This is a genomic window from Mesorhizobium sp. M1227, from assembly GCF_040318315.1.
Classification (GTDB): Bacteria; Pseudomonadota; Alphaproteobacteria; order Rhizobiales; family Rhizobiaceae; genus Mesorhizobium.
This window is the reverse complement of sequence record NZ_JAMYLZ010000022.1, coordinates 1-25,906: the sequence shown is the minus strand read 5'-3', so window position 1 is coordinate 25,906 and position 25,906 is coordinate 1. Positions and strand designations below refer to the sequence as shown.

Genomic DNA, 25,906 nt, shown 5'->3' with positions numbered 1-25,906 from the left:
GAATGCTGATCAACTTCGCCCTGGTACCGACTCATGACAGGGCCGTTTTTTTGAGCTTACCCGTGTCGGTCATCGGCAGACTGGGTACGATGACGATGGACTTCGGAACCATGAAGTTTTCCAGCCGTCTCTGGCACTCTTTCTGCAACTGCTTTTCACCGATCATGCTTCCCTGCTCCATCACGACAAATGCCTTCACTGCTTGCCCGAGCAGTTCGTCCGGAACGCCGATGACCGCGGCTTCCCGTACGCCCGCAATGTTCATCAACACGTTTTCCACCTCCTTCGGCGCTATCTTCTCTCCGCGCGATTTTATGATCTCGTCGCCGCGACCGACGAAGTAGAGGTAGCCCTCGGCGTCCATCCGGCAGTAGTCGCCGGTGTATAGGACCTGCTCACCCGGCAGCGGGCCGGGCTTGAGCTTCCTGGCTGTCGCCTCCGGTTTGCCCCAATAGCCCTTCATCACCGTCGCTCCGCGGATGACGAGCTGACCAACGATGCCGGGGCCGACCCGGCTGTCATGCTCGTCGACAATCCACATTTCCGTATTGGGGATGGCGATCCCGACGCTCGACGGCTTTCGCTCCAGATCCTCCGGCGGCAGGTAGGTGCAGCGCTTGCATTCGGTAAGGCCGTACATCGAATAGATGCGGGCGCCAGAAAACAGTTCCTGCAGCAGGAGAATGTGCTTGAGCGGCAGGGCGGCCGCAGTGTTCGTGACGTAGCGAATACTCGAAAAATCCTGATCCCTGAGAGACCTGAGCTCCCCGAGTGCGGCGAAGATGGTCGGTACGCCGGGAAAACCCGTCACCCTTTCTTGCTTGATCAGCCCAAGGATCTGCGCCGGGAAGGCGAATGAGCGCTCAAGCACCAGCCGGGCGCCCGCGCCGAATGCCATGATCATCTGGTAAAGACCGTAGTCGAAGGCGAGCGGCAGGACATTGAGGATCACCTCGTCTTCGGCAAGCGCCAGGTATGAGGAAATCGAGGCGCACGCGGCGATCATGTTTCGATGCGTCAGCATCACGCCCTTGGGCTCGCCCGTCGAGCCGGACGTATAAATGATCGCAGCGAGATCGATGTCGATGCAGCGGCGCCAGGGCGGCGTGCTGCGGGCTGCCGCGACCGCGGCGTCCCAGCGCACAGCATGCGGCAATTCTTGCAGGTCGCTGTGTTCGATCGGCCCGGAGACGATCATGCGGCGCAACGATGGGCAATTCCGCGCCGGCTCCCTGAAAATCGAGTGCAGGTGTTTGTCGGTGATCAGTGCCGTCGGGCGGCAATCGTTGAGCAGATAATCAAGCTTGTCGCTTTTGGTGAGCGGATTGACGATGCACACCACGGCGTTGGCCTTTAGCACCGCCCAGAACGCAACGACGGCCTCGACAGTGTTGTCGGCGAAGACCACCACGCGATCGCCACGCGCAATTCCGGCATCGGTCAAATGGTGCGCTATGGCGTTCGAACGCATATCGAGATCGCCATAAGTGACGCGTTGATTGCCGCACACCAGGGCCACCTTCTCGCCGAGCCGGCTGGCAGAGTGGGTGAGACAGTCGTGCAGGAGCGGTACGGCGCCATGCATCATGCGAGCACCTCTTCGCGGTGTTCGCGGTCGATATCGATGCTGAGCTTGAGCGTGCGGGCCCCACTTGGACGGCTCGCGATAAATTGCCGATGGAGAAGCTGCGTCGACAGCACTCCGACCAGCGCCATATTGTCGGAGTTGGACAGGTCGCCGCCGCCGGCGCTGGCCTGGCACTTGCTCAGGAGCCGGGTAACCGACTTGGGATCGAAGACGTTCGTTTCGCGCAGCGCCGCCTCCGAAAGTGCTTCGCGAATGTAGGCCGGAGCGCCATCTGCGACAAAGCAAAGCGCGTTGGGAGCCCGGTAAGGCTGCTTCTTGCGGGTGACGATTTCCGACGGCACGATCGGTTGCGCTACGCGCTTCAGCACATGCTTTTCATCGAGCACGCGCAGCTTGTAGGCGGCCGGAAGCGAATTCGCGAGTCTCACGAGTTCATGATCGAGGAACGGGAAGCGCCCCTCGACGGAATGAGCCATCAGCATTCTGTCCCCTTGTGAGGAAAGCAGGTATCCCGACATCAGCGTCTGAATCTCTATGTACTGGTCCTGCGCAAGAGAGCCCCATCGCGAAAACTCCGGCGGCAGGCGGGCAAGCAGCTCGGACACGGCGTTGCGGCGCTCCGTTTGGGCGCGCATGTCTGCCGAAAACAGCCGCTTGATGGCGCTTGTGGTACGCCAGCGCGTGCCATGCGCAAAACCAGGCGCGTCACAGGCGTGAATGTCGCGCCCGAAGAACTGGCGTGCCATTGCCTGCTGCTGCACCGGCGAGCGGCTGAGATAGGGATAGAGGCGCTCCAGCAGCCGCGAGCGTCGCGTCGAGGCGGGCTGGCGTCCCCAGAAGCGGCGGACCTTGCCCTCGCGGAACAAATCGTAGCCGGCGAACATTTCGTCGGCCCCTTCGCCGGTAAGCACGACCTTGATGCCGTGCTGGCGCACCAGTCTCGAGAGCAGGAACAGCGGCGCCGGCGCGGTCCTGAGGATTGGCCGCTCGGTGTGGTAGATCACCTCAGGGAAGATGCCAGCGATATCGCTGCGCGAAACAACCACCTCATGATGGTCACTGCCGGCCACGCCGGCAACCAAGCGCTGGAAATGCGTCTCATCATACTCGGCGTCGGCAAAACGTAGCGAGAAAGTCTGGAAGCGCTCGCCCGCGAAGCGTCTCCCCAGCGTGGCGACCAGCGAGCTGTCGAGCCCGCCGGACAAATAGCAGCCGACCGGCACGTCGGCGCGTACTATCCTGAGCGCCGTCGCGGCTTCCAGGGCGCTGCGCACTTCCTCCACCGCGTCATCAAGCGAGCCGGTGAATTCATCATCGCCGGGTCCGTCAACCTCTGGATAGTCAGGCTTCCAAAAAGCCCGCTCCCGGACGACGCCGCTGTCATAAATGCGGACATGCCCCGGCGTGAGTTCGCTTACTCCTCCAAACACGCCTTGTGGCGGCGCGACAGTCCAGAGTGTGAAAGTCTGATCGATGCCGGCTGGATCGAAGGCGCGGGGTATATCCGCATCGGCCGCGAAAATGGCCTTCACCTCGCTGGCGAAGTAAAGCCGCCCGCCATGCTCGCAAAAGTGCAGCGGGCAGATGCCGAACCGATCCCGAGACAAGACGAGACGACCTGCCACGGAGTCCCAGATGGCGACTGCCCACTGCCCATTCATTCGCTCGAAGGCGGCCTCGCCCCAGGCATGATAGGCATGGACGATGACCTCGGTGTCGCTGCGTGTGCGGAAGCGATAACCGAGCGCGACCAGATCTTGTCGCAGCTCGACGTAATTGAAGATTTCGCCGTTGAAGACGATCCACATCGTGTCGCCCGCGCCGGCGAGTGGCTGCTGGCCGCTTGCGAGATCGATGACGGACAGGCGGGCATGCGCCAATCCCGCACGTCTGTCCCGGTAAAGGCCGCGCTCGTCCGGGCCGCGATGCGCCAGCGCGCCCGCCATACGTATCAGCGCATCCCGGGAAGGGGGCGCCGCTGCGGCGCTCAGCGACACAATTCCGGCGATGCCGCACATCGCCCTAGCCCTCGCCCATTGAAGAGGACACCAACGGCCGCGCGTGAAGATAACGTGCGACGCGCCGCTTGCTGTCGATATCCTTGAAAACCTTCTGGACCTGCATCACCGTGAGGCTGGTTGCCTCAGCGACGTCTTCGTCGGCGATCCCATGGTTCAAGCCGTAGAGGCACAGATCCATCAGATAATAAGGAAGCGCGAAGTAGAACTCCTCCTGACTCTGCGCCATCGAGAAGGTGTCCGTGGTGGGCGGTCTGCGCCGGACCTCTTCGTCCACCCCAAGATATTCGGCCAATTGGTAGACCTGGGTCTTGTAGAGGTGGACGATTGGCATCAGGTCGGCAATTCCGTCGCCCTGCTTGACGAAGAAGCCCTGGTCGTACTCCAGGCGGTTCGGCGTGCCCGCTACCGCGTAGTTGAGGCGGTCGGCATGGTAATATTCGGTCATCTTGCGCAGGCGCTGCTTGTAGTTGGTTGCAGCGACGATCTGCAGATAGGCTGCCGACGGCAGGCGCACTGTGTCGGTCCTGCCCTCGGGGTCCTGAACCGTGAGGCGCGTGATGTTGAGACCGTTGCTCTCGAGAACCGAGGCGAGCACCAGCTTGCATTTCCAGCCGTCCCCATATTCGGGAACGACGGTCTGGATTGCTTCGGTCTGTCGTCTGTAGGCGCCGATCGCTTCCAGGGCCGGCGTCATATCCTCCAGGATCGTTTCGATACCAAGGTGTGCGGCGACAATGCGGCCGAGCCTCAGTGAGTCGCCGGAGGAATGGCGCTCCGGCATGAATATCCCGAGGACCTTGCCTTTCCCAAAGGCGCGAACACACAACGCCGCAACGACGGAGCTGTCGATGCCGCCTGAGAGGCCGACCACCACGCCTCGACGTCGCAGCGTGCCAAGGACCTGCTGGCGCAAGATCTGGACGATGCGATCGACTTCCGCGCCAGCGTCGAGCACCAGGGCGTCTTTGCCGAATGATGAGATCAGGTCGATGGCTTGTACTCCAGTTTGCGAGACTCGATTGGCGAATAGGTTTTCGCCACCGCTTTCTCGATAAGGGGACGATTGGTGGTAAGGTGAGGCTCTACAACCAGATCGATGTGGCTGCCGACGATCGGAATCACGTCCAGATGGGCGAAGACGTTATCCCAGCCGATTGCCAGAGGCATTCCGGGTCGAGCACAGCGGAACAGGGTGCCTGTGATCGGCAGAGCCGGCTTTGGCTCTGCCACCCACTGGAAGAAAGCTCGCGCCCGCAAAACCTCTTGCAGTTCCAGTTTGGTTCTAAAGCTCGTCGCGTTGAACTGTCCTTGAGCGAAGCGGTCGAGAAACTGGACCAGTTGTGCCTCACGCTTCATTGCCACGGCAACTTTCGCGAGGGCGCGGCAAGCCATCCGGTAAGCGGACACGCGGTTGGTTCGGATTCGATTGACTGTGCGCGTAAACGTCTCCCAGCGGGCGCTTCGCTCCCCGACGAGGCTGGTGTCGAGGATGCCGAGGAACTTTACGGTTCGCCCCGCTGCCAGCAGCCGCGCCGCAACTTCGAAGGCAACAGCGCCGCCGAGCGAATGGCCGAGAAGTCGTACATGGCCCGAGGGTTGGGCGCGGCGGATCTGGTCGACGGCGGCGTCGGCCATATCGGCGAGGCTGTCTTGTCCGCGCAGTATCATAGCCAGGGCCGGATACCTGATCGGGGCAACACGGGTCACCTTGCCCATCGCTGCTGCAAAGGCAGCAAGGCTCGGGCCATAGCCGACGGACCCCGGGAACAGAAAAAGAACGGGAGGGTCGTGCTTCTGGGCGCGCGCGCTTTGATCGCCTGCCTGGGCGGACACGACCGCCTTGACCATTTGCTCCAGGCTCATCCCGACGGTGAAGGCCTCAAGGCCGAGTTCCTGCCCGATGGCGCTTTCGATTTCCATGACGCAGTGCAGCAGCTTTAGCGAATCTCCTCCGGCGTCATCCCAGCGTCCTGCCGCTACGCGCGTATTGAGAATGCTGGTCCATGCCCGCTGAACGACCTGCTGCGCAGTCAGCTTGCCTCGCGGCTCGAGCGGACGCGCGGTCGCCGCTGTCTCTCTGGCTGAAAGATCCATCTCTGCAAGTGTCGTGATGTCGACTTTGCCGCTCGGCAGACGCGGAATCTCGGCGATCGTGTGCAACCGCAAGGGACGCAGCGGCGGCGGCAGATTGGTCCTGACAAGCTGGCGAAGCTCGTCCGAAAAGGTCGCTTCGGCCGAGCGCCGAGGAACAGCAAAGGCGACAAGCTCATTCGCGGCCGTCACGATTGCCACGGCATCCGCGACAGAGGGTGCACAACGCAGCACCCGTTCGAGTTCGGCAGGCTCGACGCGTCGACCGTTGATTTTTACCTGGCGCCCCTTGCGACCGACGATGTGCAGTAGGCCTTGATCATCAAGTCGAACGAGGTCACCTGTCGCGAAAATCCGAAGGCCTGGATCGTGCGGGTCTGATGTTGCCGGCACAACCGCCCCGTCCTCCCAATGGCCAAGCAGGACATACGGGCTCCTGATCAGAAGCTCTCCGCTGCGGCCCGGTTGAACACGGCGGCCCGCTTCGTCGACAATTGCGAAGGTGATTCCAGGCAGCAGCCAGCCAACTGGAACCGAATCTCCATGCTCTGGCCAGTCTCGCGGCAGGAACCATTGCGAGCCGGTGGTCTCGGTTGACGAATAACCGATCTGGATAAGGCACGTATCGGAGACGGCCTTGCGCAGCAGGGCGATGTCGGTCCAGGGCACCTTCTCGCCACCGATCCGGGCGACTCTGAGTGAATGGAACGCTTCTGCAGGTCCGTCTGCCATAAGCGCGCGAAGCAGTGCCGGCACCAGATAGGTGATTGTCACGTCTTCGGATCGCACCAGGCGTTGAACGGCGCGCAAGCCGACCGCTTCGACTTCGACCAGATGCAAGGTGGCGCCGGTGAGAAGAGCAGCAAGAATCTCCCGGCACCCGGCGATTGTGGCCGGTCCTGTCAATGGCAGGAAAACATCATCCGAGTTGATGTGGCACGCATCGACATATTGCTGGACCCGGCACAGCAAGCTGCGCTGGCTGTTAACGATGCCTTTGGGCCGGCCCGTACTCCCTGACGTATAAAGCACGATGGCGGGCGCATCGACCGAGACGGAATAAGAACGAGGCACTTGCCCAGCCTGCGAGGCCGCACTGGTCGACACATCGATCCAACTGACCAGGTGAGGCAAACCATCGGGTCGGACATTGCCCTCGCCCAGGACAGCTGAGAGCCGCGCCCCGGCCACGATTTCAAGGATACGCGAGCTAGGATCTCGCGCGTTGAGTGGCACCGAAGGCCGCCCAGCCGTCATGCTTGCCAGCATGGCAATGGGATACCAGGCCGAGTTGGCCTGAAGAATCCCTATCGCCTGTCCGTCTGGGACGGCCGCCGCGATCTGGTGGGACAGCGTCTCGACTGACCGGAGGAGCTGGGAATAGGTCAGACGATTGGCGCCGTCGCTGATTGCAAGCTTGTCGGGGTACTGGCGGACGACATTTCTCAGGTGATCGAAGGCCGCAATGTTGGTAAAATCGACGCCCAATCTTTGAAATGGACGCAGTACGGGACCACCCTGATCCAGTGCGTATTGTGGGACACTTGACCAATTATCGGAGGTCGTTGTCTGACAATCCACCGCTAGATCCTGATCCGCGACTTCTGATCCCAAATATGCCGAAGACATGAGTTGCCTACGCTAAGATTAGGGTCACTTATCGCCCCCCGCCCCAATCTTTTCATCGATCATTCTGATGATGCCCCGATCTTCCTCAAGGACGCTTGGTTAGTCACTTCGCCTGTTTCGCAAGCCACCGGCCGAACCAATCATGCCGGGCTCGCTGGCTGTTGTGGTGCGCATGACACGGACACATGCCAAGGCGGGCTCGAAGACCACGGTGGGGTCGAAGATGGAATTGCCGCTATTCAGGCATATTGCCTATTCGGTGGTTCTCCCGCGCGATACCGGCGATGCTTCGGTATCGGAATAGCTGCCGGGGACGAAACAATATGCATAGATCTGTCCCCGATTTTCGTCGGTCACGCGGATCCAATCCTTTTCCCACGTTCGGAAGGTAATACGCCCGTCCGTCATCATGGCTGCGGCTCTGAACGGACTCGGCGCGTTGACAACGCGCACCGAGATAACATCGTCGCCGTCCATACGCTCGACGAGATACGTCTGCATGAAAGCCTCCCCATGCCCCCGCTAGATCACCCGCACTTTAACGCCGGCTAATGAATTCGGTTGCAACTGCTTGGCGAAACTTTGGGTCCGATACTTTCCGTACCCACCGGCAACTTGGTCCTCCGTATCCGTCAGGTTTTTCAGCGACGGGATGCCAGTTCAGGGGAAGGCAGGCTGATTGCGGCCATGCCGGCGACATGCCAATCTGCGCCGCAACGTTTAGGCCTCCGCCTCCGCGGGCAATGGAAAAGGCGCTCGAATGGGCTCCTTTATGCTGTCCGTGTATGCTGTCCGTGATCTGGCATTCTGCCCGTGATTTGGCCTCATCGGACGACCCTGCAGGCCTTTGCGGGACATCCACATAGCGTGGCGTCGCCATCACCGAGGCATAACAATATGCGTCGGCGGAGAAATGGGACGACGGTTCGAGGTTTTCTGAATGTGCCTCACGACGACTGCGTCGTGTCGACGATCCGTTGGAACAGAAGGCCTGGTGCTGGAACGTCAATCGTATTTGGCCAGGAAGCGCCCGACGGCGCTGAGGCAGTCGTGCTTTTCCTCCACATGCGGCATGTGGCTGGAATTCGGGAAGACCAGGCCTTCAACGTACGGGATAAGATCCAGAAAGGGCTGGACGCAGGCCTCGGTCGCTTCGTCGTAGAAGCCGCGGAAAACCAGGGTCGGCGCCTCGATCCGATGCAGGCGGTCGACGATGGTCCAGTTCCGCATCGTGCCGATGACGTGGAACTCATTGGGACCGTTCATGGTGTGATAGACGGTCGGATCTTCCTCGATTGCCGCAAATGTCCGGGCGACCTCTGGCGGCATCGGAACGACGCGACAGACATGACGGTCGTAGAAAGCCTTCGTCGCCGCAACATATCCGGGGTGATCGGTGGTTCCCGCCGCTTCGTGCCGGTCGAGCGCACTTTGCACATCGGCTGGCAACTCGGCGCGCAATTGCCGAGCTCCTTCCACCCACAGCGCCATCGAGGCCAGCGAATTGGCCAGGATCAATGCCTTGAGCCCCTCAGGGCGGCGCACGGCGTGCTCGGCCGAGAGTATGCCGCCCCAGGACTGGCCGAGCAGTGCATAATGGCCGGCAATGCTGAGATGGGCGAGCAACGCATCGAGTTCGCCCAGGAAGAAATCGACGGTCCAGAAGTCGCCGCCCTTGTCCGGCAGATGGGTCGATTTGCCGTTGCCGATCTGATCGTAGTGGATGACGGCTCGCCCGGTTCCGGCAAGCTCCTTGAATGAGTCCACATAGTCGTGGGTGCAGCCCGGTCCACCATGAGCGACGACCAGGGGCAGCTTGCCCGACCCGATGTCCCCGGTCACACGGTACCAGGTGCGATAGCCCTTGTAGTCGCTAAATCCTTCGGTGATCGTATGTGCCGTCACAGTCCAAGCTCCGCATCATGGCGCGGCAGGAGCCACTTTGGTGCACCCCTCCCAAGCCTTGTTTGCGGCCGACGGTACTAAGCGGCCCAGCGCATTTACAGCTAGCACTATTTATAGGTTCGCCGGTTATGGGTTCGCCCGAGGCAAGGCCGATCGCCCGCAGGTCGCGAGCCTCAATGCTCCGGTTCGAGCAGCCGGTAATGGGCGGCGAGCGCGATGGCATGGAAGCGGTTGCGCGCGCCAAGCTTTCGCGTCGCCGCGTTGAGGTGCAGCGTTGCGGTAGGCACCGCGCGGCCAATCTCACGCGCAACCTGCTTGGCCGTCAGTCCGGCAGCGGCCAGGCGCAGGCACTGACGTTCGCGCGACGTCAGATGGACATGTTGGCAGGTGCGGATTCCGGCGTCGAAACCGGCGTAGGCGGAGTCATGCAGCAGATGACCCAGATCTCCGATCTCGGCGATCAAGGGTCTGGCTTCGAGCTCGAACCCGGCCTCCGGATCGGCACGGATCGCAGTGAAGGTGGCGAGATCGCCGCCGGCAAGGCGAATGGGTACGGTGACGCCGCAGGTCATCCTGGTGTCAAGCAAATAGCTGACCACAGGATCGTGCTTGGACTGGAGCACGCGCTGCATGACGGTGCTCTGAACGCCGCTGTGCGACCAGAGAAACGGTCTCGATACGGTGAGCGCGGCCTCCTGCACCGGGTCAAGCTGATAATATCCGCCCTTGCACCAGAGATCCTGCATGTCGCGCGGCACGTTGCGCAGAGCCATCAACGAGGGCGTGATAAGCTCGCCCTTGTGACTGACCGGCACGGGCGTATAGTCGTAGATGAATGCGGTGAAACCGATAGGCTCCAGCACCTCCGTTGCCACCGCCATGGCAGCGTCGATGCTCATTCCGGTTTGGAACCGGCTCTCTAGATCGCCTGGAAGGCTTTGCATCGGGCAAGCTTACCCGCTGATGATTGCTTGTCAAATAGCCATGTCGGCCGGCTGCTCAACAAATAGGCGGGGATAAGCCTGTCCGACCCTATCTATCTTAATAGCTATCCCGTCCGGCTTCGCTCGCCGTAGTCTTTTGCGATTGGGCCAAGTAGCGGACACCGTTCGCAAACCCAGACTGTTTCAGCCGCGCAATGGTCGATCGACCGGGCTCAGCGCGGCAAAAGCCGAGACGCCTCCATGAGGGAACAAATATGCGACCCCAAAAAGCATTTGCAGCGTTGATGCCCTGCCTGGCTCTGCTCGGCGTGTCCATGATGTCGCCGGCAAACAGTGCCCTGGCCACCGAGGGCAAGCCAGGCGGCACACTCCGACTGCTGGCCAATGCCGCGGCAGGCACCGCCGATCCGCACATCAACTACACGCTGCAGTATTTCCAGATCAATTATGTCCTCTACGATGGCTTGGTGACCTACAAGAAGGCCGGGGACAAGACCGGCTTCGAAGTCGTCGCGGACCTGGCGGAAAGCCTCCCGCAGGTCGAGAACGGCGGCAAGACCTACGTCTTCAAGCTGCGCAAGGGCATCAAATTCGCGGATGGCTCGGATGTCACCACGAAGGACGTGGTGGCTTCGTTCCAACGCATCTTCAAGATCAGCGGGCCGACGGCCGGGACCTTCTACAAAGGCATCGTCGGCGCGGATGCGTGCTTGAAGACGCCTGCGACGTGTACCCTCGAAGGTGGCCTGTCAGTCGACGACGCCGCCGGAAACATTACCTTCAATCTGGTCCAGCCGGATGCCGAGTTCCTGCAGAAGCTGGCTGTTCCGCACGCGTCGATCCTGCCGGCGAGCGCGCCGCTGAAGGACGCCGGCACCGATCCGATCCCGGGCACCGGACCCTACATGATCGCCAGCTACGATCCCAACAAGCTGATGAAGATTGTGCGCAACCCTCATTTCAAGGAATGGAGCAAGGAAGCGCAGCCGGCCGGATATCCGGACGAGATCGACTACGAATTCGGCCTAACCGACGAGGCGGCGGTGACCGCTGTCGAGAACGGCCAGGCGGACTGGATGTTCGACCCGCCGCCGTCCGACCGTCTCGCCGAACTCGGCACCAAATATGCCAAGCAGGTCACGGTTCATCCGCTGACAGCGATGTGGTACGCGCCGATGAACACCAATCTGGCGCCGTTCAACGACATCCGCGTTCGCCAGGCAGTGAACTTCGCGATCGACCGCGCCGCGATGGTCAAGCTGTTCGGCGGCAGCAATCTGGCGCAACCGGCCTGCCAGATCCTGCCACCGGGCTTCCCGTCATTTGTGGCCTATTGCCCGTTCACCGCCAATCCGGGCGAGAAGTGGTCAGCACCGGATATGGACAAGGCCAAGCAATTGGTCGCTGAATCGGGAACCGCAGGTCAGGAGGTGACGATCATCACCGAGGACACCACGGTCTCCAAAGCGATCGGCGTCTACCTGCAGGATGTGCTCAACCAGCTTGGCTACAAGACGTCGGTCAAGCCGATCTCGCAGAACATACAGTTCACCTACATCCAGAACACCAATAACAAGGTGCAGATTTCGATCTCGCAATGGTTCCAGGATTACCCGGCGCCATCGAATTTCCTGCAGGTCTTGTTCAGCTGTGCCTCGTTTACGCCGGGCTCCGACGCCTCGGTCAATATTTCGGGGTTCTGCGACAAGTCGATCGACGCATCGATGGACGAGGCAGAGGCAGCCACCATCGCCGATCCGGCCAAGGGCGCGACACTCTGGACCGCCATCGACAAGGCTGTGACGGACAAGGCTCCGGTCGCTGTCCTGTTCACGCCAAAGCGCGTCGATGTGATCTCTTCCAGGCTGAAGAACTTCACCTTCAGCCCGCAATTCTACTGGATTGTCAGCCAGTCCTGGGTGGAATAGCCGACCGGAGCCAATGCGACGGAGTGCCGCTGGCTCTCCGTCGCATTTCCTTTTCCGGCGGATCAGCGCATCTTCCAGGCCGCGATTTTTCCCAGGCAATCCTGTTCATGGTCAATGTCATTGCGGACCAGCCTGCCATCCCGGTTCGCCGGGCCACCGATGGCCCGTGGCGCACCGCATGGCGCAAGCTGAAAGGCGATCGTTCGGCAATATCTGCCTTCGCCGTGCTCGTCGTCATCGTGATCGCCTCGCTCGCGGCGCCGCTTTATGCGCGGTACGTCTCCGGCACCGATCCATTTGTGACCAATCTCAATGGCGAGATCGTCGTCGATGGGGTGACCCAGCCGGTGCTGCAGCCCTCCACCGAAGGCCTTGGCCTCGGCATGACGCCGGTCGGGCCGACCTGGCGCATCGGACCCTATATGCTGGGTGCCGACAACCAGGGCCGTGACGTCGCGGCGCGGCTGCTTTACGGCGGACGGGATTCGCTGTTGATCTCGGGTGCTGCAGCCGTGCTGTGCCTTGTCCTCGCGACATTCCTTGGGGTCGTTTCCGGCTTCTTCGGCGGCATCGTCGACATCGGCCTGTCGCGCATTCTCGACGTGCTCTGGGCTTTTCCGATTTTCCTGTTGGCAATTTCATTGTCGATCGTGCTGATTGCGCAGAGTATCCAGATCGGTCCGTTCGAAATCCGCTCCGGCAGCCTGTGGCTACCGGTCTTCATCATCGGCATCGTCTATGTGCCCTATGTGGCGCGGCCGATCCGCGGCCATGTCCTGACCTTAATGCATGCCGAATTCGTCACCGCTGCGATCGGCCTTGGCGCATCGCCCTGGCGCATCCTTTTGCGCGACATCATGCCCAATGTGGTGACCCGCATCATCGTTTTCGTGCCGTTGATCCTGGCGCTCAACATGATGACGGAATCCTCGCTGTCGTTCCTGTCGATCGGCGTGCAGCCGCCGGATGCCAGCTGGGGCACGATCATCCAGGACGGCCAGGGCCTGCTCTATTCGCGGCCGGTCGTGGCACTGGCGCCGGGGCTAGCCATTGTGATCACGGTGCTGGCTCTAAACATTCTGGGCGACGGCGTGCGCGACGCGCTCGATCCGAAATCCTCGCCGAGGGGCGTCTAGTGGTTGCCGCGCTCGGCTTCCGGCTTGGCCAGATGGTGCTGGTTATGTTCGGTATCAGCGTCGTCGCTTTCCTGATCTTCTTTGCGACGCCTGGCGCTGATCCATCGGCGCGCATTGCTGGCCGCAATGCTTCGCAAGAGACGCTGATCCAGGTGCGCCACGATTTCGGTCTCGACCGGCCATTGCCGGTGCAATATGGGCTGATGATGAACCGGCTTTTCGTCAGCCGCGATCTCACCTCCTTCGTCAATCGCGGGCAGCGCGTCATTCCGACCGTGATAAGCGCCATTCCCGTGACGCTGTCGCTGGTCGGCGGCGCGGCAGTGCTGTGGGTGCTCGGCGGATTGATCGTCGGTGTGATCGCAGGCGCAACGCGCGGTACATTCATTGATCGCGCGCTGATGATCCTGAGCCTGGTAGGTGTGTCGATCCCGGTCTTCTGGCTGGGCGAGGTCGCCAACCTGCTGACGCAAAGCCGCTGGCACGACAACTGGCTGTTTTCCTGGGTTCCTCCGCTCGGCTACATCCCCCTGACCGAGAATCCCTGGGGCTGGTTCAAGGCGCTCGTCATTCCGTGGTTCACGCTGGCAACCCTTTATGTCGGCCTCTACGGCCGGGTGCTGCGGGCAAGCCTGATCGAAATGATGCAGGAGGATTTCATCCGCACCGCCCGGGCCAAGGGGATCGGCGAACGCCGGGTGCTGCTGCATCATGGCCTCAGGACCTCTTTGGTCGCATTCGTCACCATGTTCGGCCTCGATTTCGGTGCCTTGGTCGGCGGCGGCGCGCTGTTGACCGAAGTGGTCTTCGGATTGCAGGGTGTCGGAAAACTGACGTATGAGGCGCTGCAGACCCTCGATCTGCCGATGATCCTGGCCACGGTGATTTACGCCGCCTTCTTCGTGGTGATGGCAAACTTCGTCGTCGACGTCGTCTTCGTCATAATCGACCCGAGGGCGCGCAATGTCGGCTGATGCTCCCCTTCTGGTGGTCAAGGACCTCACTGTCTCCTTCCGCAGCGACGAAGGCCTGGTGCGGGCGGTGGGAGGTGTTTCGTTCTCCGTCGAGCAGCGCGAGATCGTCGGTGTGGTCGGCGAATCCGGTTCGGGCAAAAGCCAGACCTTGCTCGCCATTATGGGGTTGATCGACAGCCCCAACGCTATCGTCTCCGGTTCCATCCGTTTCATGGGACAGGAGCTGATCGGGCTCAAGCGGCGTGCGCTCGATGCCATCCGCGGCCGCCAAATCGCGATGATCTTCCAGGATCCGATGTCTGCGCTCACCCCGGTGCATACGATCGGCAACCAGATCGGCGAGCAGGTCCGCGCGCATGAAAAGGTGTCGGCGAAAGCGGCACGGGCGAGGGCCGTGCAATTGCTGGATGCGGTCGGCATCGCAAATCCGGATCGGGTCATCGACAGCTACCCGCACCAGCTTTCCGGCGGTATGCGCCAGCGCGCGGTGATTGCCATGGCGCTCTCGTGCAACCCGGCGCTGCTCGTCGCGGATGAACCGACTACAGCCCTCGATGTTACCGTGCAGGCGCAGATCCTCGAACTGATCGGACGATTGCGCGACCAGTTCGGTTCCGCTGTGATCCTGGTCACGCATGATCTTGGCGTCGTCGCCGAAGTCGCGGACCGGGTACTGGTTATGTATGGCGGACGCTTTGTCGAGGAGGGCGGCAAGAGCAGCGTGTTCCGGGCGCCGCTGCATCCCTACACATGGGGCTTGTTCGGCTCGATCCCGCCGATGGAGGGACCACGTCCAGCCCGGCTCGCTGCCATTCCGGGAATTCCGCCGTCGCTCTCCAACCTGCCGAAAGGCTGCGCCTTCAGCCCCCGCTGCGCCTTTCGCCACGACGCCTGTCTGGTTCAACTGCCGATCATGCAAGGCGAGAGCCATCGCGCCGCGTGCCTGTTGCCGGAGCCTACGCGCAGACAATTCGCTGCCCAGAGGCCTGGCGGCGTGGTGGAGATGCAACGATGAATGCCAGGCCACTCGAACGTCCGCTGCTTCGTGCCGGCGACCTGTCGAAGCGCTATAGCGTCGGCCGCTCGATCTTCCCGGCGCAGCGCCGGACCGTGCATGCGGTTGATAGGGTGTCGCTCGACATCTGGCCCGGGGAGACCCTCGGCATCGTCGGCGAGTCCGGTTGCGGCAAATCCACGCTTGGCCGGTGTCTGGTGCGTCTGACCGAAATCAGCTCGGGGTCGCTGGAATTCGAGGGCCGCGACATCAGCGACGCCTCCCAGCGCCAGCTTCGTCCGTTGCGGCGGCAGATGCAGATGGTCTTTCAGGATCCCAGCGCTTCGCTCAATCCGCGCCGGCGGGTCGGCGATCTGCTGGCCGATCCGTTCCGCATCCATGAACGCCTCTCGGCATCGGAAATGGCGGACCGCGTGGCCGAGCTCCTGCGCCGGGTCGACTTGTCGCCCCAGCACGCATCGCGCTACCCGCACGAATTCTCCGGCGGCCAGCGCCAGCGTATCGGCATCGCCCGCGCGCTGGCGCTGCGGCCACGGCTGATCGTGGCCGATGAGCCGGTCTCGGCGCTCGACGTGTCGATCCAGGCGCAGATCGTCAATCTGCTCGCCGACCTGCGCGAGGAGTTCAACCTGACCTATGTGTTCATCGCCCACGATCTTTCCGTGGTGCGTCAAATCTCGAGCCGTGTGGCGGTGATGTATCTGGGGTCGATCGTGGAGAGCGGGCCGACCGACGAGGTCTTTGCGGCGCCCAGACACCATTACACCGCGGCGCTGCGTTCCGCCGTGCCGATACCCAGCATTGACCGGGCGCGGCGCGGCCGGCTGGTGCTCAAGGGTGATCTGCCCAGCCCGATGAACCCACCCTCGGGGTGCCGGTTCCACACCCGTTGCCCAGCTGCCACCCCGATCTGCCGCAGCGAGCGCCCGCTTCTCCAAAGCATTGGCGAGGGCCGCCTGGTCGCGTGCCATCATCCAGCCGACGGTTGACTAGGGGAATTCTCGTTCAACGATATCCGGACCGTCAGCCGTAATCATTGCTTCGGCGAGAATAGAGGCCGATCTGGACGCCGCACGATCCGGCGCTATGTTGCGCTTCGGCGGCCGGGCATCGCAGATGCCTAATACTAAAGTAACTGTTCTCGCGTTGCCGAGCGATGCTACGATTTGAAGGACGGCGGCCGTACAGCGCTGCGTGATTTTGCGCCGGCGAGGACGGAATGTGGGAGGCCACTCTTCGTGCTGCAGCAGGCTGCCGCCGACATGTTGCTCGGTTGTCGACCATAAGGGAGGAAGTCACCAATGAAGATATCGTACCTGGTCTCAGCCGCGCTTCTTGCAGCGACCGCGATGCCTGCCGCAGCCGCCGAGATTTCCGACGGCAAGATCAAGATCGGCATTCTCAACGACCAGTCGGGCGTCTATGCCGATTTCGGCGGCAAGTGGTCGGTTGAGGCCGCCAAGATGGCGGTCGAGGATTTCGGCGGCAAGGTACAAGGCTCGCCGATCGAGATCGTCAGCGCCGACCACCAGAACAAGCCGGACATCGCCTCCAACATTGCGCGGCAGTGGTATGACACCGAACAGGTCGATTCCATCATGGAACTGACCACCTCCTCGGTGGCGCTCGCCGTCCAGGGAATTTCCAAGGAGAAGAAGAAAATTGACATCGTCACCGGCGCCGCGACCACCGAACTCACCGGTAAACAGTGCTCGCCCTATGGCTTCCACTGGGCCTACGACACGCATTCGCAGGCAGTGGGGACTGGTGGCGCTCTCGTCCAGCAAGGCGGCGACAGCTGGTTCTTCGTCACAGTCGATTATGCATTCGGCTATTCGCTGAAGGAGCAGACCGCAAAGTTCGTCGAGAGCCATGGCGGCAAGGTGGTTGGCGAGGTGCGTTACCCGCTCGGGTCGACCGACTATTCATCCTTCCTGCTGCAGGCGCAATCGTCGGGCGCCAAGGTTATCGGCCTGGCGAATGCCGGCCTCGACACCTCCAACTCGATCAAGCAAGCGGCCGAATTCGGTATCGTGCAGGGCGGTCAGCGGCTTGCAGCACTTCTGTTCACGCTGGCCGAGGTGCATGGGCTCGGTCTCGAGGCGGCGCAAGGCGTGGTGCTGACCGAAGGTTTCTACTGGGATCGCGACGACAAGAGTCGCGAGTTCGCCCAGCGCTTCTTCAAGCGCACCAACCGCATGCCGAATATGATCCAGGCCGCCACCTATTCAGCGGTGACCCAGTATTTGAAGGCGATCGACAAAGCCGGCACCGATGGAACCGAGGCGGTCGCCAAGGAATTGCATGCGATGCCGGTGAACGATGTCTTTACGGCGAACGGCAAAGTGCAGGCCGACGGCAACATGGTTCACGACATGTATCTTTATCAGGTCAAGTCGCCGAGCGAGAGCACCAAGGAGTGGGACTATTACAAACCGCTCGCCACGATCCCCGGTAACGAGGCGTTTCTGAGCCCCAAGGAGAGCGGCTGTCCCACGGCAGGCGAGTGATTGGCGGACCGATGGCGCCGCCTGGACCGGATGGGCCGCGGGTAGTGCTTTCCGCCCGCGGTTTGCGGCGTGACTTCGCCGGCTTTGTTGCGGTCAGGAATGTCGATCTCGACCTCTACCACGGCAATATCCACGCGCTGATCGGACCCAACGGCGCTGGCAAGACCACCGTCTTCAACCTGCTCACCAAGTTCCTGCCGCCGACCAGCGGCAGGATCGAACTGCTCGGCCACGACATCACCCGCACCTCGCCGGCCAAGGTCGCGCGGATGGGCCTGGTGCGCTCGTTCCAGATCTCGGCGGTGTTTCCGCATCTCAGCGTGCTCGACAATGTGCGCGTTGCATTGCAGCGACCGGCCGGACTCAGCGTTCAGTTCTGGCGCTCGCTGTCTGTGCTCGATCGGTTGACGCCGCGCGCCGAGGAGCTTTTACGGTCTGTCGGCCTCGACGATGCCAAGAACAGGCCCGCCGCCGATCTCTCCTATGGCAGGAAACGCGTGCTCGAGATCGCCACGACGCTGGCGCTCGACCCGAAAGTGCTGCTGCTCGACGAGCCGATGGCCGGCATGGGGCATGAGGATGTGCGCACGGTTTCCGACATCATCCGCTCGGTCGCCAGGGAGCGTGCGGTGCTGATGGTCGAGCACAATCTGACTGTTGTAGCCGATCTTTGCGACTGGATAACCGTCATGCAGCGCGGCGAAATCCTTGCCGCCGGCGACTACTCCACGGTCAGCCGCGACGAGCGGGTGAGGATCGCCTATATGGGCACCGCCGATGAGTGACGCCGCGCCGCTTCTCGCAGTCCGCGGCCTCAACGCCTGGTATGGCGAGAGCCATGCGCTGCACGGCGTCGATCTTGAGGTCTTTCCAGGTGAAACTGTGACGTTGCTGGGCCGCAACGGCGTCGGCAAGACTACGACATTGCGCGCCATTATCGGGCTGATCCGCCAGCGGAGCGGCCAGATTTTTTTCGACGGCAAGGATCTGATGCGCCTGCCATTGCACCGGACCGCGCATCAAGGCATCGGCCTGGTGCCGGAGGAACGCGGCATCTTTGCGACGCTGACCGTGGACGAGAATCTGGTTCTGCCGCCGATCGTCGCCGAGGGCGGCATGAGCGTGGAGGAAATATTCGATCTTTTCCCCAATCTGAAGGAGCGCCGCAACAGCCCGGGCACCAGGCTGTCGGGCGGCGAGCAGCAGATGCTGGCGATCGCGCGCATGCTCAGAACCGGCGTGAAAATGCTGCTTCTCGATGAGCCGACCGAGGGCCTGGCTCCGGTCATTGTGCAGCGCATCGGCGATCTGCTGGCGACGATGAAAAAGCGCGGCATGACGATCCTGCTGGTCGAGCAGAATTTCCGCTTTGCCAGCCGCGTCACCGACCGTTTCTACCTGATGGAGCACGGCAAGGTCGTGGCGGGCTTTCCGGTCGGCGAACTGCCGGATCGCATGACGCTGCTGCATGAAGTGCTGGGTGTATGATGGCGCCATGACGATGATCTTCGAGATACCCGTTCAGGCATTCCTCGGCCAATTGCTGGTCGGCCTCATCAACGGCTCGTTCTACGCAATGTTGAGCCTGGGCCTGGCTGTCATATTCGGCCTGTTGCGCGTCATCAATTTTGCCCACGGCGCGCTCTATATGCTCGGCGCCTTCGTCGGGTACCTGCTTCTCACCCGCTTCGGCATCGGCTACTGGCCGGCTCTGATCCTGTCGCCGCTGATCGTCGGCGGCTTCGGCGTCGTGGTCGAGCGCCTGGCGCTGTCGAGGCTTTACGACATCGACCCGCTTTACGGGCTGCTTTTCACCTTTGGCCTCGCGCTCGTGCTCGAAGGGGTGTTCCGTTACTACTATGGCGTATCGGGAAGTCCTTATTCCGTGCCGCCGCTGCTCTCCGGGGGAACCAATCTCGGCTTCATGTTCCTGCCCAATTATCGCGGCTGGGTGGTGGTCGCCTCGATGATCGTCTGTTTCGGCACCTGGGCGCTGATCGAGAAGACCAGGCTGGGCTCCTATCTGCGCGCGGCGACGGAGAACCCCGGCCTGGTGCAGGCTTTCGGCGTCAACGTGCCGTTGCTGCTGACCCTCACCTACGGCCTCGGCGCCGCTCTTGCCGGGCTTGCAGGGGTTCTCGCCGCGCCGATCTATCAGGTGAGCCCGCTGATGGGATCTGACCTCATCATCGTCGTCTTCGCCGTCGTCGTGGTCGGCGGCATGGGATCGATCCTCGGGGCGATCGTCACCGGTTACATGCTTGGCCTCGCCGAAGGCCTGACCAAGGTCTTCTATCCCGAAGCCTCCAATCTGGTGGTCTTCGTCATCATGGCAATCGTGCTTCTGGTCCGGCCAGCCGGCCTGTTCGGAAGGGATGCCTGAGATGGCCGAACTGACACTTCGCGAGACGCGTGCCAAGAATTCGGCACGGCTTGAATGGGCGCTGGTCGGGCTCGGCATCCTGGCGCTGCTGGTGGCGCCTTTCTTCGTCTATCCGATCTTCCTGATGAAGATGCTGTGCTTTGCGCTGTTTGCCTGCGCGTTCAACCTTCTGCTCGGCTACACCGGGCTGTTGTCCTTCGGCCATGCGACATTCTTCGGCGGGGCGGCCTATTTCACCGCATACGCGGTCAAGGTCTGGGGCTGGCCGCCGGAAGCGGGCATCCTGCTCGGCGTCCTGGGTGCCGCGCTGCTCGGCCTTGTGATGGGCTTCTTTGCCATCCGCCGGCAAGGCATCTATTTCGCCATGATCACGCTGGCGCTGTCGCAGATGTTCTTCTTCTTCTGCGTGCAGGCGCCGTTCACCGGAGGTGAGGACGGCATCCAGGGCGTGCCGCGCGGCAGGCTGCTTGGAATGCTCGACCTGAACGTCCCGATGAACATCTATTATTTCGTGCTGGCGGTCTTCCTGATCGCCGTGTTCGCCATCTGGCGCATCATCAACTCGCCTTTCGGCATGATCCTGCGTTCCATCCGGGAAAACGAGAGCCGGGCCATTTCGCTGGGCTATTCCGTCGCCAACTACAAGCTGGCGGCTTTCGTCATGTCGGCAACATTGGCCGGGCTGGCCGGCGCGCTCAAGGCGATCGTTTTTCAGTTTGCCACGCTCACCGACGTCACCTGGCAGATGTCGGGCGAGGTGATCCTGATGACTCTCCTCGGCGGCATCGGCACCATGGCCGGGCCGATCATCGGCGCCAGTCTGGTCGTCGGCCTGGAAAACACGCTCGCCACCTCGAACTTTCCGGTGACCATCGCCACCGGCCTGACCTTCATGGTCTGCGTGCTGGTTTTCCGGCGCGGTATTGTCGGTGAGGTCTATGCGCGGTTTCTCGGGCCAAAGGGTGACGCGAAAGCCTGAACGGCTCAGTTCCGCCTCGCTAGGTGATGCGTAAGCCTTGCGCGTCGAGAAGCACGCAGCCCAGCAGGTCGAAGCAGACATCGACCGCTTCGCCTTCACGCAGCGGCTGGCCGTCGATCAACGTGTTGGCGCGCACCAGCGTGCCGGCGCCGATGTCGATCTCGTAGACCGCATTGCCGCCGAGATAGGAGGTCGAGACGATCCGTCCCGCCAGCCTGTTGGCAGCACCGGCGGTACCGACGGTAAGCTTCTGCGGGCGAACGACGACGGTGACCACGCTGCCGGTCTCGAGCGCCTTCGGCGCGGCCGCCTTTACGATATGGCCGGTGGCCAGCGCGATCGTCGCCATCTTGCCGTCCATCACGGTCACGCTGCCGGGCAGCATGTTGGCCTTGCCCAGGAAATTGGCGACGAATGCGGTGGCCGGCTGGTCATAGACCTGCGCGGGGGAGCCGATCTGCTCGATCAGGCCGGCGTTCATCACGACGATGTGGTCGGACATCGACAAGGCTTCTTCCTGGTCGTGCGTCACGAAGATAGCAGTGATGCCCGTCTCCCTCTGGATTTTCTTGATCTCGACGCGCATGTCCTCGCGCATATTGGCGTCGAGCGCCGACAAGGGCTCGTCCAGCAGCAGCACTTCCGGCTCGAAGACGATGGCGCGGGCCAGTGCGATGCGTTGCTGCTGGCCGCCCGAGAGCTGTGACGGCAGCTTTGTCTCACTGCCGGGCAGCCGCACCATATCCAGCGCCTTCTTGACCCGGCGCACGATTTCCAGTTTCGGCACGTTTCGGTATTTCAGGCCGAATGCGACGTTGTCGAAGACGTTCTTGTGCGGAAAGAGCGCGTAGTTCTGGAACACCAGACCAATGTTGCGCTTATAGATCGGGATGTCGTCGACCCGCTTTCCGCCGATCGAGATCTGGCCACTGGAGATGTCGACCAGGCCCGCGATCGAGCGCAGGATCGTCGTTTTGCCGCACCCGGACGGCCCCAGCAAGGTGACGAAACTACCTTTGCGGATTGCCAGTGAAAAATCGCGCACAGCGGCGAACTTGCCGTAGAAAATATCGATGTCGCGAAACTCGACCGCAGGCTTTCCTATCGGCTGCCGCTCGCTCTGGGCGAGCGGGTCGCCATCAGCCCCGGCCGAAGCCGGCCGGGGCTGCTGGTCGTGGCTGTTGTCGTCATGCACCTTTCGACACCCTGTCCCATTGCTTGGTCCAGGCGTCTTCGTTCTTCGCCCAGTAGAGCGGATCGGCGAAGGTCAGCGATTTCATCGATCCAGTCGGGTCGAAGGCCGGAAGCGCCGCGATCTTGTCGGTCAGCTTCACCTTGGTGGGGTCAAGCGATGGCGGATAGTTCTGGCCCTCGGCGACGGCGATCGAGGTGGCAGGATCCAGCATGAAGTTGATCAGTTCCTCGCATTCGGCCATCGGCGAACCCTTGAGCACCAGCATGTCCTCCATCCACGCGTATGAGCCGGCAGGGTCGAGATAGCCGATCGGCTGGCCCTGCTGCTGCAGGGCGGCGACACGTCCTGACCAGGCGTCGGTGACGACGATCTCGTTGCGCGACAGGAGGTCCATCAGTTCCGCGCCGGAACTCCAGAATTTCTTGGCCAGATCGCGGGTCTCGCGAACCTTGGCCCAGACGACGTCCATGTCCTGGATGTTGTTGGGGTCCTGTTTCGTCTGCAGCGCCGCATACCAGACGCGCGTCGTCATATCGGCGTAGCCGCCGATCTTGCCGGCATATTTCTTGTCGGTAAGCAGGTTGGCGCCCTTTTCCTTGGCTTCCTCCGGCGAGATGACCTTGTTGTTGTAGGCGATGCCGGTGGTGCCGTAATCATATGGCACTGCCGACAGCTTCGGCGTGATCTTGCGGAACGGCTCGATCATGGCGGTCAGGACATTCGCCATGTTCGGAATGTTTGCCTCGTTGATCTCCGAATTGAAACCGCCATTGACGTATTTGATGTAGTAGTTGACGCCGGAAGAATGGACGATCTGGAAGTCGCCTGGTTTCGACGTCTTGATCTTGGTGATGATCTCGTTCTCGTCGCCAAAGGTGCCCTGGACGACCTTGACCTTGGACTTGGCGGTATAAGGCTGGAACGCGTACTTATCGATCGCCTCCTGCACCACGCCGCCCCATCCGTCGAAGCGCACTTCCGAAACCGCGGCCAGCGCCCGTCCCATCCAGGGCATGGAAAGCCCGGTGGCGGCGGCAGCGGCGGCCGTCAGCGTCAGGAATGATCGCCGGCTGATGTCGCCATTGGCATAGCGTTCGTTGAGCCGTTCCAGTCGTTTGGCGGTTGTCAGTTTCATTTCCATTCTCCCATTTTCATCTTCACTTGCTTGCCTTGAACCAGGTGAGGCTTTGCAGGATGAGCCCGCCAGCCAAGGGAATGCCGACCGTCAAAAGGATCATGACGGTTCCGAGCGCGTTCACCTCGGGGCTGATCGAGATCTTCAGCATCGAAAGGATTTGCGTCGGCATGGTCTCGACGCCCGCCGGCCGCCAGAACAGGCTGGCCGAGGTGTTGTCGAACGAAATGGTGAAAGCGAGCAGAACACTGGCAAGCACTGCGGGAATGAGCAGCGGCAGCGTGATTTCGCGGAACGTCGACACACGCGGCGCCCCGAGCGACAGCGCCGCCTCCTCATAGGAACGTTTTATGCCGACCATGCGCGCCTGGACGATCAGCACCACGTAAGGGAGCGTGAGCAGAATGTGGCCGAGCACCAGCAGCGTCATGCTGCGCGGCTGGTCGACGGCTTTGATCATGACCAGCAGGCCGACGCCGAGTATCGTTTCGGGGACCAGCGCGGGAAGAATGACAAGCGTGTTGATCGCCTGCTTGCCACGGAACTCGAAGCGCACCAGCGCCAATGCCGCCATGATGCCGAGCAGCGTCGTCACCGTTGCCGTCACCAGGGCAATCCACATCGATGTCCGGAAGGCGTCGAGAACCGGCTCGTTGGTGAGCAGCTTTTCGTACCATCGCAGGCTGAAGCCGGTGAGGGGAAAGCCGCCGAACATCGAGGCGTTGAAGGAAAGCACGACCGTGGCGAGGATCGGCGCAAACATGAAGACGTAGACGCACACCGTGATCGCGCCGGTCAGCCGCCACACCCATCTGCCTTCGCGATCGGGATGATCCGCTCTCATGCACTGAGGCCCTTCATGATCTGCGATAGGCCCATATAGCGGCTATAGGCGGCCGCGGCCGCGCCGAGCAGGACGAACAGGACGATGGAAAGCGTGGCGCCCATCGGCCAATTGAGCTGCCCCATGATGGTGTCGTAGATCAAGTTGCCGAACAGCGCATCGCGGCTACCACCGAGCAGCTGCGGCGTCACATAGGAGCCGGCCGCCAGCACGAAGCAGAGCAGCAGCCCGGCGCCCAGCCCCGGCATCGATAGCGGCAGGGTCACTTCGCGAAACGCCTGCGCGCTGGTACAGCCCATCGAGCGGGCGGCGGCGATCAGCGTGCGGTCGATGTTTTCCAGGCTGACATAGACGTTCAGGATCATATAGGGCAGCAGAAAATGCAGCAGCCCCATGATGACGGCGCCCTCGGTGTAGAGCATCGGCAACGGCTCGTTGATAATCCCCAGCCTGATGAGCACGACGTTGATCAGCCCCTGTTCGCCGAGAATATGGATCCACGAGAATGTCCGGATGGTGAAGCTGATCCAGAACGGCACGATGAGCAGCAGCAACAACAGCCATTTGTGCCTGAAGGTCGTGGCCCAGATGAAATAGGCGGGGAAATAGCCAAGGATCGCGCAGATCACAGCGGTGATGGCGCCGACGCGAACGGTCTTCCAAAGAAAACCGTGATAGTAGCTGTCGGTGAGGAATTCCTTCCAGTTGTCGAAGGTCAGCACCGCCGACTCCACCCCCGCGGTGACGAAGGTGAAAAACGTGTAGACCGTCATCATCGCGATCGGCAGCAGCAGAAGCAGGGTAAGCAGTAAAAGCACAGGCGCGACGAGGACCCAGGCCAGTCGCTGATCGTATAATTTCCACCCTTTGGTCACGACCCGTCCAACCGCTTTATGTGCAAGCCGCCATCACCGGGCTCGGCTCCGGACTAGATTGGGCGATCGGCGTTCAGGTGTCCACTCTGCATATGGCTCCTGCACAAATTCTGTGCAGGGCCACCGCGCGACCCTCGCCCTGCCGGATTCAACAAATTGCCCGGCGTTCCGCCTGCACATTGATTAAATCAGATATCCCGATATACAGGGTAATTTCGGATATGGATTTAACATGGGCCGGGCAATTTTATGAGTCGCAATTTTCTGGTGATTGAACCTGAGGAAGGCATTGCCGTGCTCAAGGGGCTTGCCTCCTCGGCGCGGATCTCGATGCTGAAACTGCTGCATGAGAAGGGGCCGATGAATGTCAACGAAATCGCCGCCGTGCTGTCGCTTCCGCAGTCGACCGTCTCGACCAACATCCAGGTGCTGGAGGATGCGGGGCTGATCCGCACCGAGAACCTGAAAGCGAAGAAAGGCAGTCAGAAAATCTGTTATCCGACGGCGGAAGAAGTGCTCGTCGTGTTCAAGAGCGAATATCGTGCGGTCAAGAACGACGCGATCGAAGTGTCGATGCCGATCGGGCTTTATACCGGCTTCGAGGTTACCGCGCCCTGCGGCCTTTGTTCGCCGGACGGCATCATCGGTCTACTCGATGTGCCGAACACTTTCCTCGATCCGGACCGCATGAAGGCCGGTCTGCTATGGTTCACGCGCGGTTTTGTCGAATACCAGTTCCCCAACAATGCCAAGC

The 25,906-nt window shown here is 61.6% G+C and carries 22 protein-coding genes; 11 read left to right on the top strand and 11 right to left on the bottom strand.

Going from position 1 to position 25,906, the window contains the following annotated elements; translation table 11 throughout:
• Positions 1–31 precede the first annotated feature (31 nt).
• From NKH28_RS22505 to NKH28_RS22475, 7 genes are all read right to left on the bottom strand, one after another.
• On the bottom strand, positions 32–1,588 hold the full coding sequence (locus NKH28_RS22505) for a class I adenylate-forming enzyme family protein (RefSeq protein ID WP_352980478.1): 1,557 nt from the start codon (positions 1,586–1,588) through the stop codon (positions 32–34).
• On the bottom strand, positions 1,585–3,606 hold the full coding sequence (gene asnB, locus NKH28_RS22500; RefSeq protein WP_352541719.1) for an asparagine synthase (glutamine-hydrolyzing): 2,022 nt from the start codon (positions 3,604–3,606) through the stop codon (positions 1,585–1,587). Before asnB ends, NKH28_RS22505 begins: the two co-directional genes overlap by 4 nt.
• 4 nt (positions 3,607–3,610) lie before the next feature.
• Positions 3,611–4,594: an NAD(+) synthase gene (gene nadE / locus NKH28_RS22495; RefSeq protein WP_352541734.1), complete on the bottom strand. Its 984-nt coding sequence runs from the start codon at positions 4,592–4,594 to the stop codon at positions 3,611–3,613.
• Positions 4,591–7,329: an AMP-binding protein gene (locus NKH28_RS22490; protein ID WP_502904310.1), complete on the bottom strand. Its 2,739-nt coding sequence runs from the start codon at positions 7,327–7,329 to the stop codon at positions 4,591–4,593. The genes nadE and NKH28_RS22490 overlap by 4 nt, the downstream gene beginning before the upstream one ends.
• A gap of 252 nt (positions 7,330–7,581) precedes the next feature.
• Entirely contained in the window at positions 7,582–7,830 is a 249-nt protein-coding gene (locus NKH28_RS22485; protein WP_352501378.1) for a hypothetical protein, read from the bottom strand.
• Between the two features lie 504 nt (positions 7,831–8,334).
• On the bottom strand, positions 8,335–9,234 hold the full coding sequence (locus tag NKH28_RS22480) for a proline iminopeptidase-family hydrolase (RefSeq protein WP_352980477.1): 900 nt from the start codon (positions 9,232–9,234) through the stop codon (positions 8,335–8,337).
• 173 nt (positions 9,235–9,407) lie between these two features.
• On the bottom strand, positions 9,408–10,133 hold the full coding sequence (locus tag NKH28_RS22475; protein ID WP_245274646.1) for a LuxR family transcriptional regulator: 726 nt from the start codon (positions 10,131–10,133) through the stop codon (positions 9,408–9,410).
• Positions 10,134–10,432: 299 nt separating this feature from the next.
• Here NKH28_RS22475 and NKH28_RS22470 point away from each other — a divergent pair, with 299 nt between their 5' ends.
• The 10 genes from NKH28_RS22470 to NKH28_RS22425 all read left to right on the top strand — a co-directional run bounded on the left by NKH28_RS22470 (position 10,433) and on the right by NKH28_RS22425 (position 21,103).
• Positions 10,433–12,106, top strand: a complete 1,674-nt coding sequence (locus NKH28_RS22470; RefSeq protein ID WP_352541715.1) for an ABC transporter substrate-binding protein — start codon at positions 10,433–10,435, stop codon at positions 12,104–12,106.
• Positions 12,107–12,213: 107 nt separating this feature from the next.
• Positions 12,214–13,242 carry an ABC transporter permease gene (locus NKH28_RS22465; protein ID WP_352449667.1) on the top strand — a complete coding sequence of 343 codons (1,029 nt, stop codon included), beginning with the start codon at positions 12,214–12,216 and terminating at the stop codon, positions 13,240–13,242.
• Positions 13,242–14,216: an ABC transporter permease gene (locus NKH28_RS22460; RefSeq protein ID WP_352541714.1), complete on the top strand. Its 975-nt coding sequence runs from the start codon at positions 13,242–13,244 to the stop codon at positions 14,214–14,216. Before NKH28_RS22465 ends, NKH28_RS22460 begins: the two co-directional genes overlap by 1 nt.
• Positions 14,206–15,231, top strand: coding sequence for an ABC transporter ATP-binding protein (locus NKH28_RS22455; RefSeq protein ID WP_352472482.1), 1,026 nt, complete (start codon positions 14,206–14,208; stop codon positions 15,229–15,231). The genes NKH28_RS22460 and NKH28_RS22455 overlap by 11 nt, the downstream gene beginning before the upstream one ends.
• On the top strand, positions 15,228–16,220 hold the full coding sequence (locus NKH28_RS22450; protein ID WP_352541713.1) for an ABC transporter ATP-binding protein: 993 nt from the start codon (positions 15,228–15,230) through the stop codon (positions 16,218–16,220). The genes NKH28_RS22455 and NKH28_RS22450 overlap by 4 nt, the downstream gene beginning before the upstream one ends.
• 312 nt (positions 16,221–16,532) lie before the next feature.
• The gene (locus NKH28_RS22445) at positions 16,533–17,741 is read left to right on the top strand and encodes an ABC transporter substrate-binding protein (RefSeq protein ID WP_352541712.1); all 1,209 of its coding nucleotides are present in this window, start codon (positions 16,533–16,535) and stop codon (positions 17,739–17,741) included.
• Between the two features lie 11 nt (positions 17,742–17,752).
• Positions 17,753–18,526, top strand: coding sequence for an ABC transporter ATP-binding protein (locus NKH28_RS22440; RefSeq protein ID WP_352501371.1), 774 nt, complete (start codon positions 17,753–17,755; stop codon positions 18,524–18,526).
• A complete protein-coding gene (locus NKH28_RS22435; RefSeq protein ID WP_352980476.1) occupies positions 18,519–19,229 on the top strand; it encodes an ABC transporter ATP-binding protein in 711 nt (236 codons plus the stop codon). The genes NKH28_RS22440 and NKH28_RS22435 overlap by 8 nt, the downstream gene beginning before the upstream one ends.
• A 7-nt stretch (positions 19,230–19,236) precedes the next feature.
• On the top strand, positions 19,237–20,124 hold the full coding sequence (locus tag NKH28_RS22430) for a branched-chain amino acid ABC transporter permease (protein ID WP_352980475.1): 888 nt from the start codon (positions 19,237–19,239) through the stop codon (positions 20,122–20,124).
• Position 20,125: 1 nt separating this feature from the next.
• Positions 20,126–21,103, top strand: a complete 978-nt coding sequence (locus tag NKH28_RS22425) for a branched-chain amino acid ABC transporter permease (protein ID WP_352980474.1) — start codon at positions 20,126–20,128, stop codon at positions 21,101–21,103.
• A 19-nt stretch (positions 21,104–21,122) separates the two neighbouring features.
• Here the strand turns inward: NKH28_RS22425 and NKH28_RS22420 are convergent, their stop codons facing one another.
• Genes NKH28_RS22420 through NKH28_RS22405 form a run of 4 tightly spaced genes read right to left on the bottom strand, consistent with a single transcriptional unit; the run spans position 21,123 to position 25,152 of the window.
• Entirely contained in the window at positions 21,123–22,298 is a 1,176-nt protein-coding gene (locus NKH28_RS22420) for an ABC transporter ATP-binding protein (RefSeq protein WP_352980473.1), read from the bottom strand.
• On the bottom strand, positions 22,291–23,433 hold the full coding sequence (locus tag NKH28_RS22415) for an extracellular solute-binding protein (protein ID WP_352501366.1): 1,143 nt from the start codon (positions 23,431–23,433) through the stop codon (positions 22,291–22,293). The genes NKH28_RS22420 and NKH28_RS22415 overlap by 8 nt, the downstream gene beginning before the upstream one ends.
• Positions 23,434–23,455: 22 nt before the next feature.
• Complete coding sequence (locus tag NKH28_RS22410; protein ID WP_352472491.1) at positions 23,456–24,277, bottom strand: ABC transporter permease; 822 nt, start codon at positions 24,275–24,277, stop codon at positions 23,456–23,458.
• Entirely contained in the window at positions 24,274–25,152 is an 879-nt protein-coding gene (locus NKH28_RS22405) for an ABC transporter permease (protein ID WP_352980472.1), read from the bottom strand. The genes NKH28_RS22410 and NKH28_RS22405 overlap by 4 nt, the downstream gene beginning before the upstream one ends.
• Before the next feature lie 249 nt (positions 25,153–25,401).
• On the opposite strand from NKH28_RS22405, the gene NKH28_RS22400 reads away from it, so the two are divergent.
• Positions 25,402–25,906 (top strand): ArsR/SmtB family transcription factor (locus NKH28_RS22400; protein ID WP_352980471.1); only part of this gene is annotated, 505 nt, incomplete at its 3' end.

Excerpts from the sequence above, each read along its gene's own strand:
- NKH28_RS22505 (WP_352980478.1), bottom strand. The coding sequence starts at position 1,588 with ATGATGCATGGCGCCGTACCGCTCCTGCACGACTGTCTCACCCACTCT.
- asnB (WP_352541719.1), bottom strand. The coding sequence starts at position 3,606 with ATGTGCGGCATCGCCGGAATTGTGTCGCTGAGCGCCGCAGCGGCGCCC.
- NKH28_RS22490 (WP_502904310.1), bottom strand. The coding sequence starts at position 7,329 with ATGTCTTCGGCATATTTGGGATCAGAAGTCGCGGATCAGGATCTAGCG.
- NKH28_RS22485 (WP_352501378.1), bottom strand. The coding sequence starts at position 7,830 with ATGCAGACGTATCTCGTCGAGCGTATGGACGGCGACGATGTTATCTCG.
- NKH28_RS22475 (WP_245274646.1), bottom strand. The coding sequence starts at position 10,133 with ATGAGCATCGACGCTGCCATGGCGGTGGCAACGGAGGTGCTGGAGCCT.
- NKH28_RS22470 (WP_352541715.1), top strand. The coding sequence starts at position 10,433 with ATGCGACCCCAAAAAGCATTTGCAGCGTTGATGCCCTGCCTGGCTCTG.
- NKH28_RS22465 (WP_352449667.1), top strand. The coding sequence starts at position 12,214 with ATGGTCAATGTCATTGCGGACCAGCCTGCCATCCCGGTTCGCCGGGCC.
- NKH28_RS22455 (WP_352472482.1), top strand. The coding sequence starts at position 14,206 with ATGTCGGCTGATGCTCCCCTTCTGGTGGTCAAGGACCTCACTGTCTCC.
- NKH28_RS22450 (WP_352541713.1), top strand. The coding sequence starts at position 15,228 with ATGAATGCCAGGCCACTCGAACGTCCGCTGCTTCGTGCCGGCGACCTG.
- NKH28_RS22445 (WP_352541712.1), top strand. The coding sequence starts at position 16,533 with ATGAAGATATCGTACCTGGTCTCAGCCGCGCTTCTTGCAGCGACCGCG.
- NKH28_RS22440 (WP_352501371.1), top strand. The coding sequence starts at position 17,753 with ATGGCGCCGCCTGGACCGGATGGGCCGCGGGTAGTGCTTTCCGCCCGC.
- NKH28_RS22435 (WP_352980476.1), top strand. The coding sequence starts at position 18,519 with ATGAGTGACGCCGCGCCGCTTCTCGCAGTCCGCGGCCTCAACGCCTGG.
- NKH28_RS22430 (WP_352980475.1), top strand. The coding sequence starts at position 19,237 with ATGACGATGATCTTCGAGATACCCGTTCAGGCATTCCTCGGCCAATTG.
- NKH28_RS22425 (WP_352980474.1), top strand. The coding sequence starts at position 20,126 with ATGGCCGAACTGACACTTCGCGAGACGCGTGCCAAGAATTCGGCACGG.
- NKH28_RS22415 (WP_352501366.1), bottom strand. The coding sequence starts at position 23,433 with ATGAAACTGACAACCGCCAAACGACTGGAACGGCTCAACGAACGCTAT.
- NKH28_RS22410 (WP_352472491.1), bottom strand. The coding sequence starts at position 24,277 with ATGAGAGCGGATCATCCCGATCGCGAAGGCAGATGGGTGTGGCGGCTG.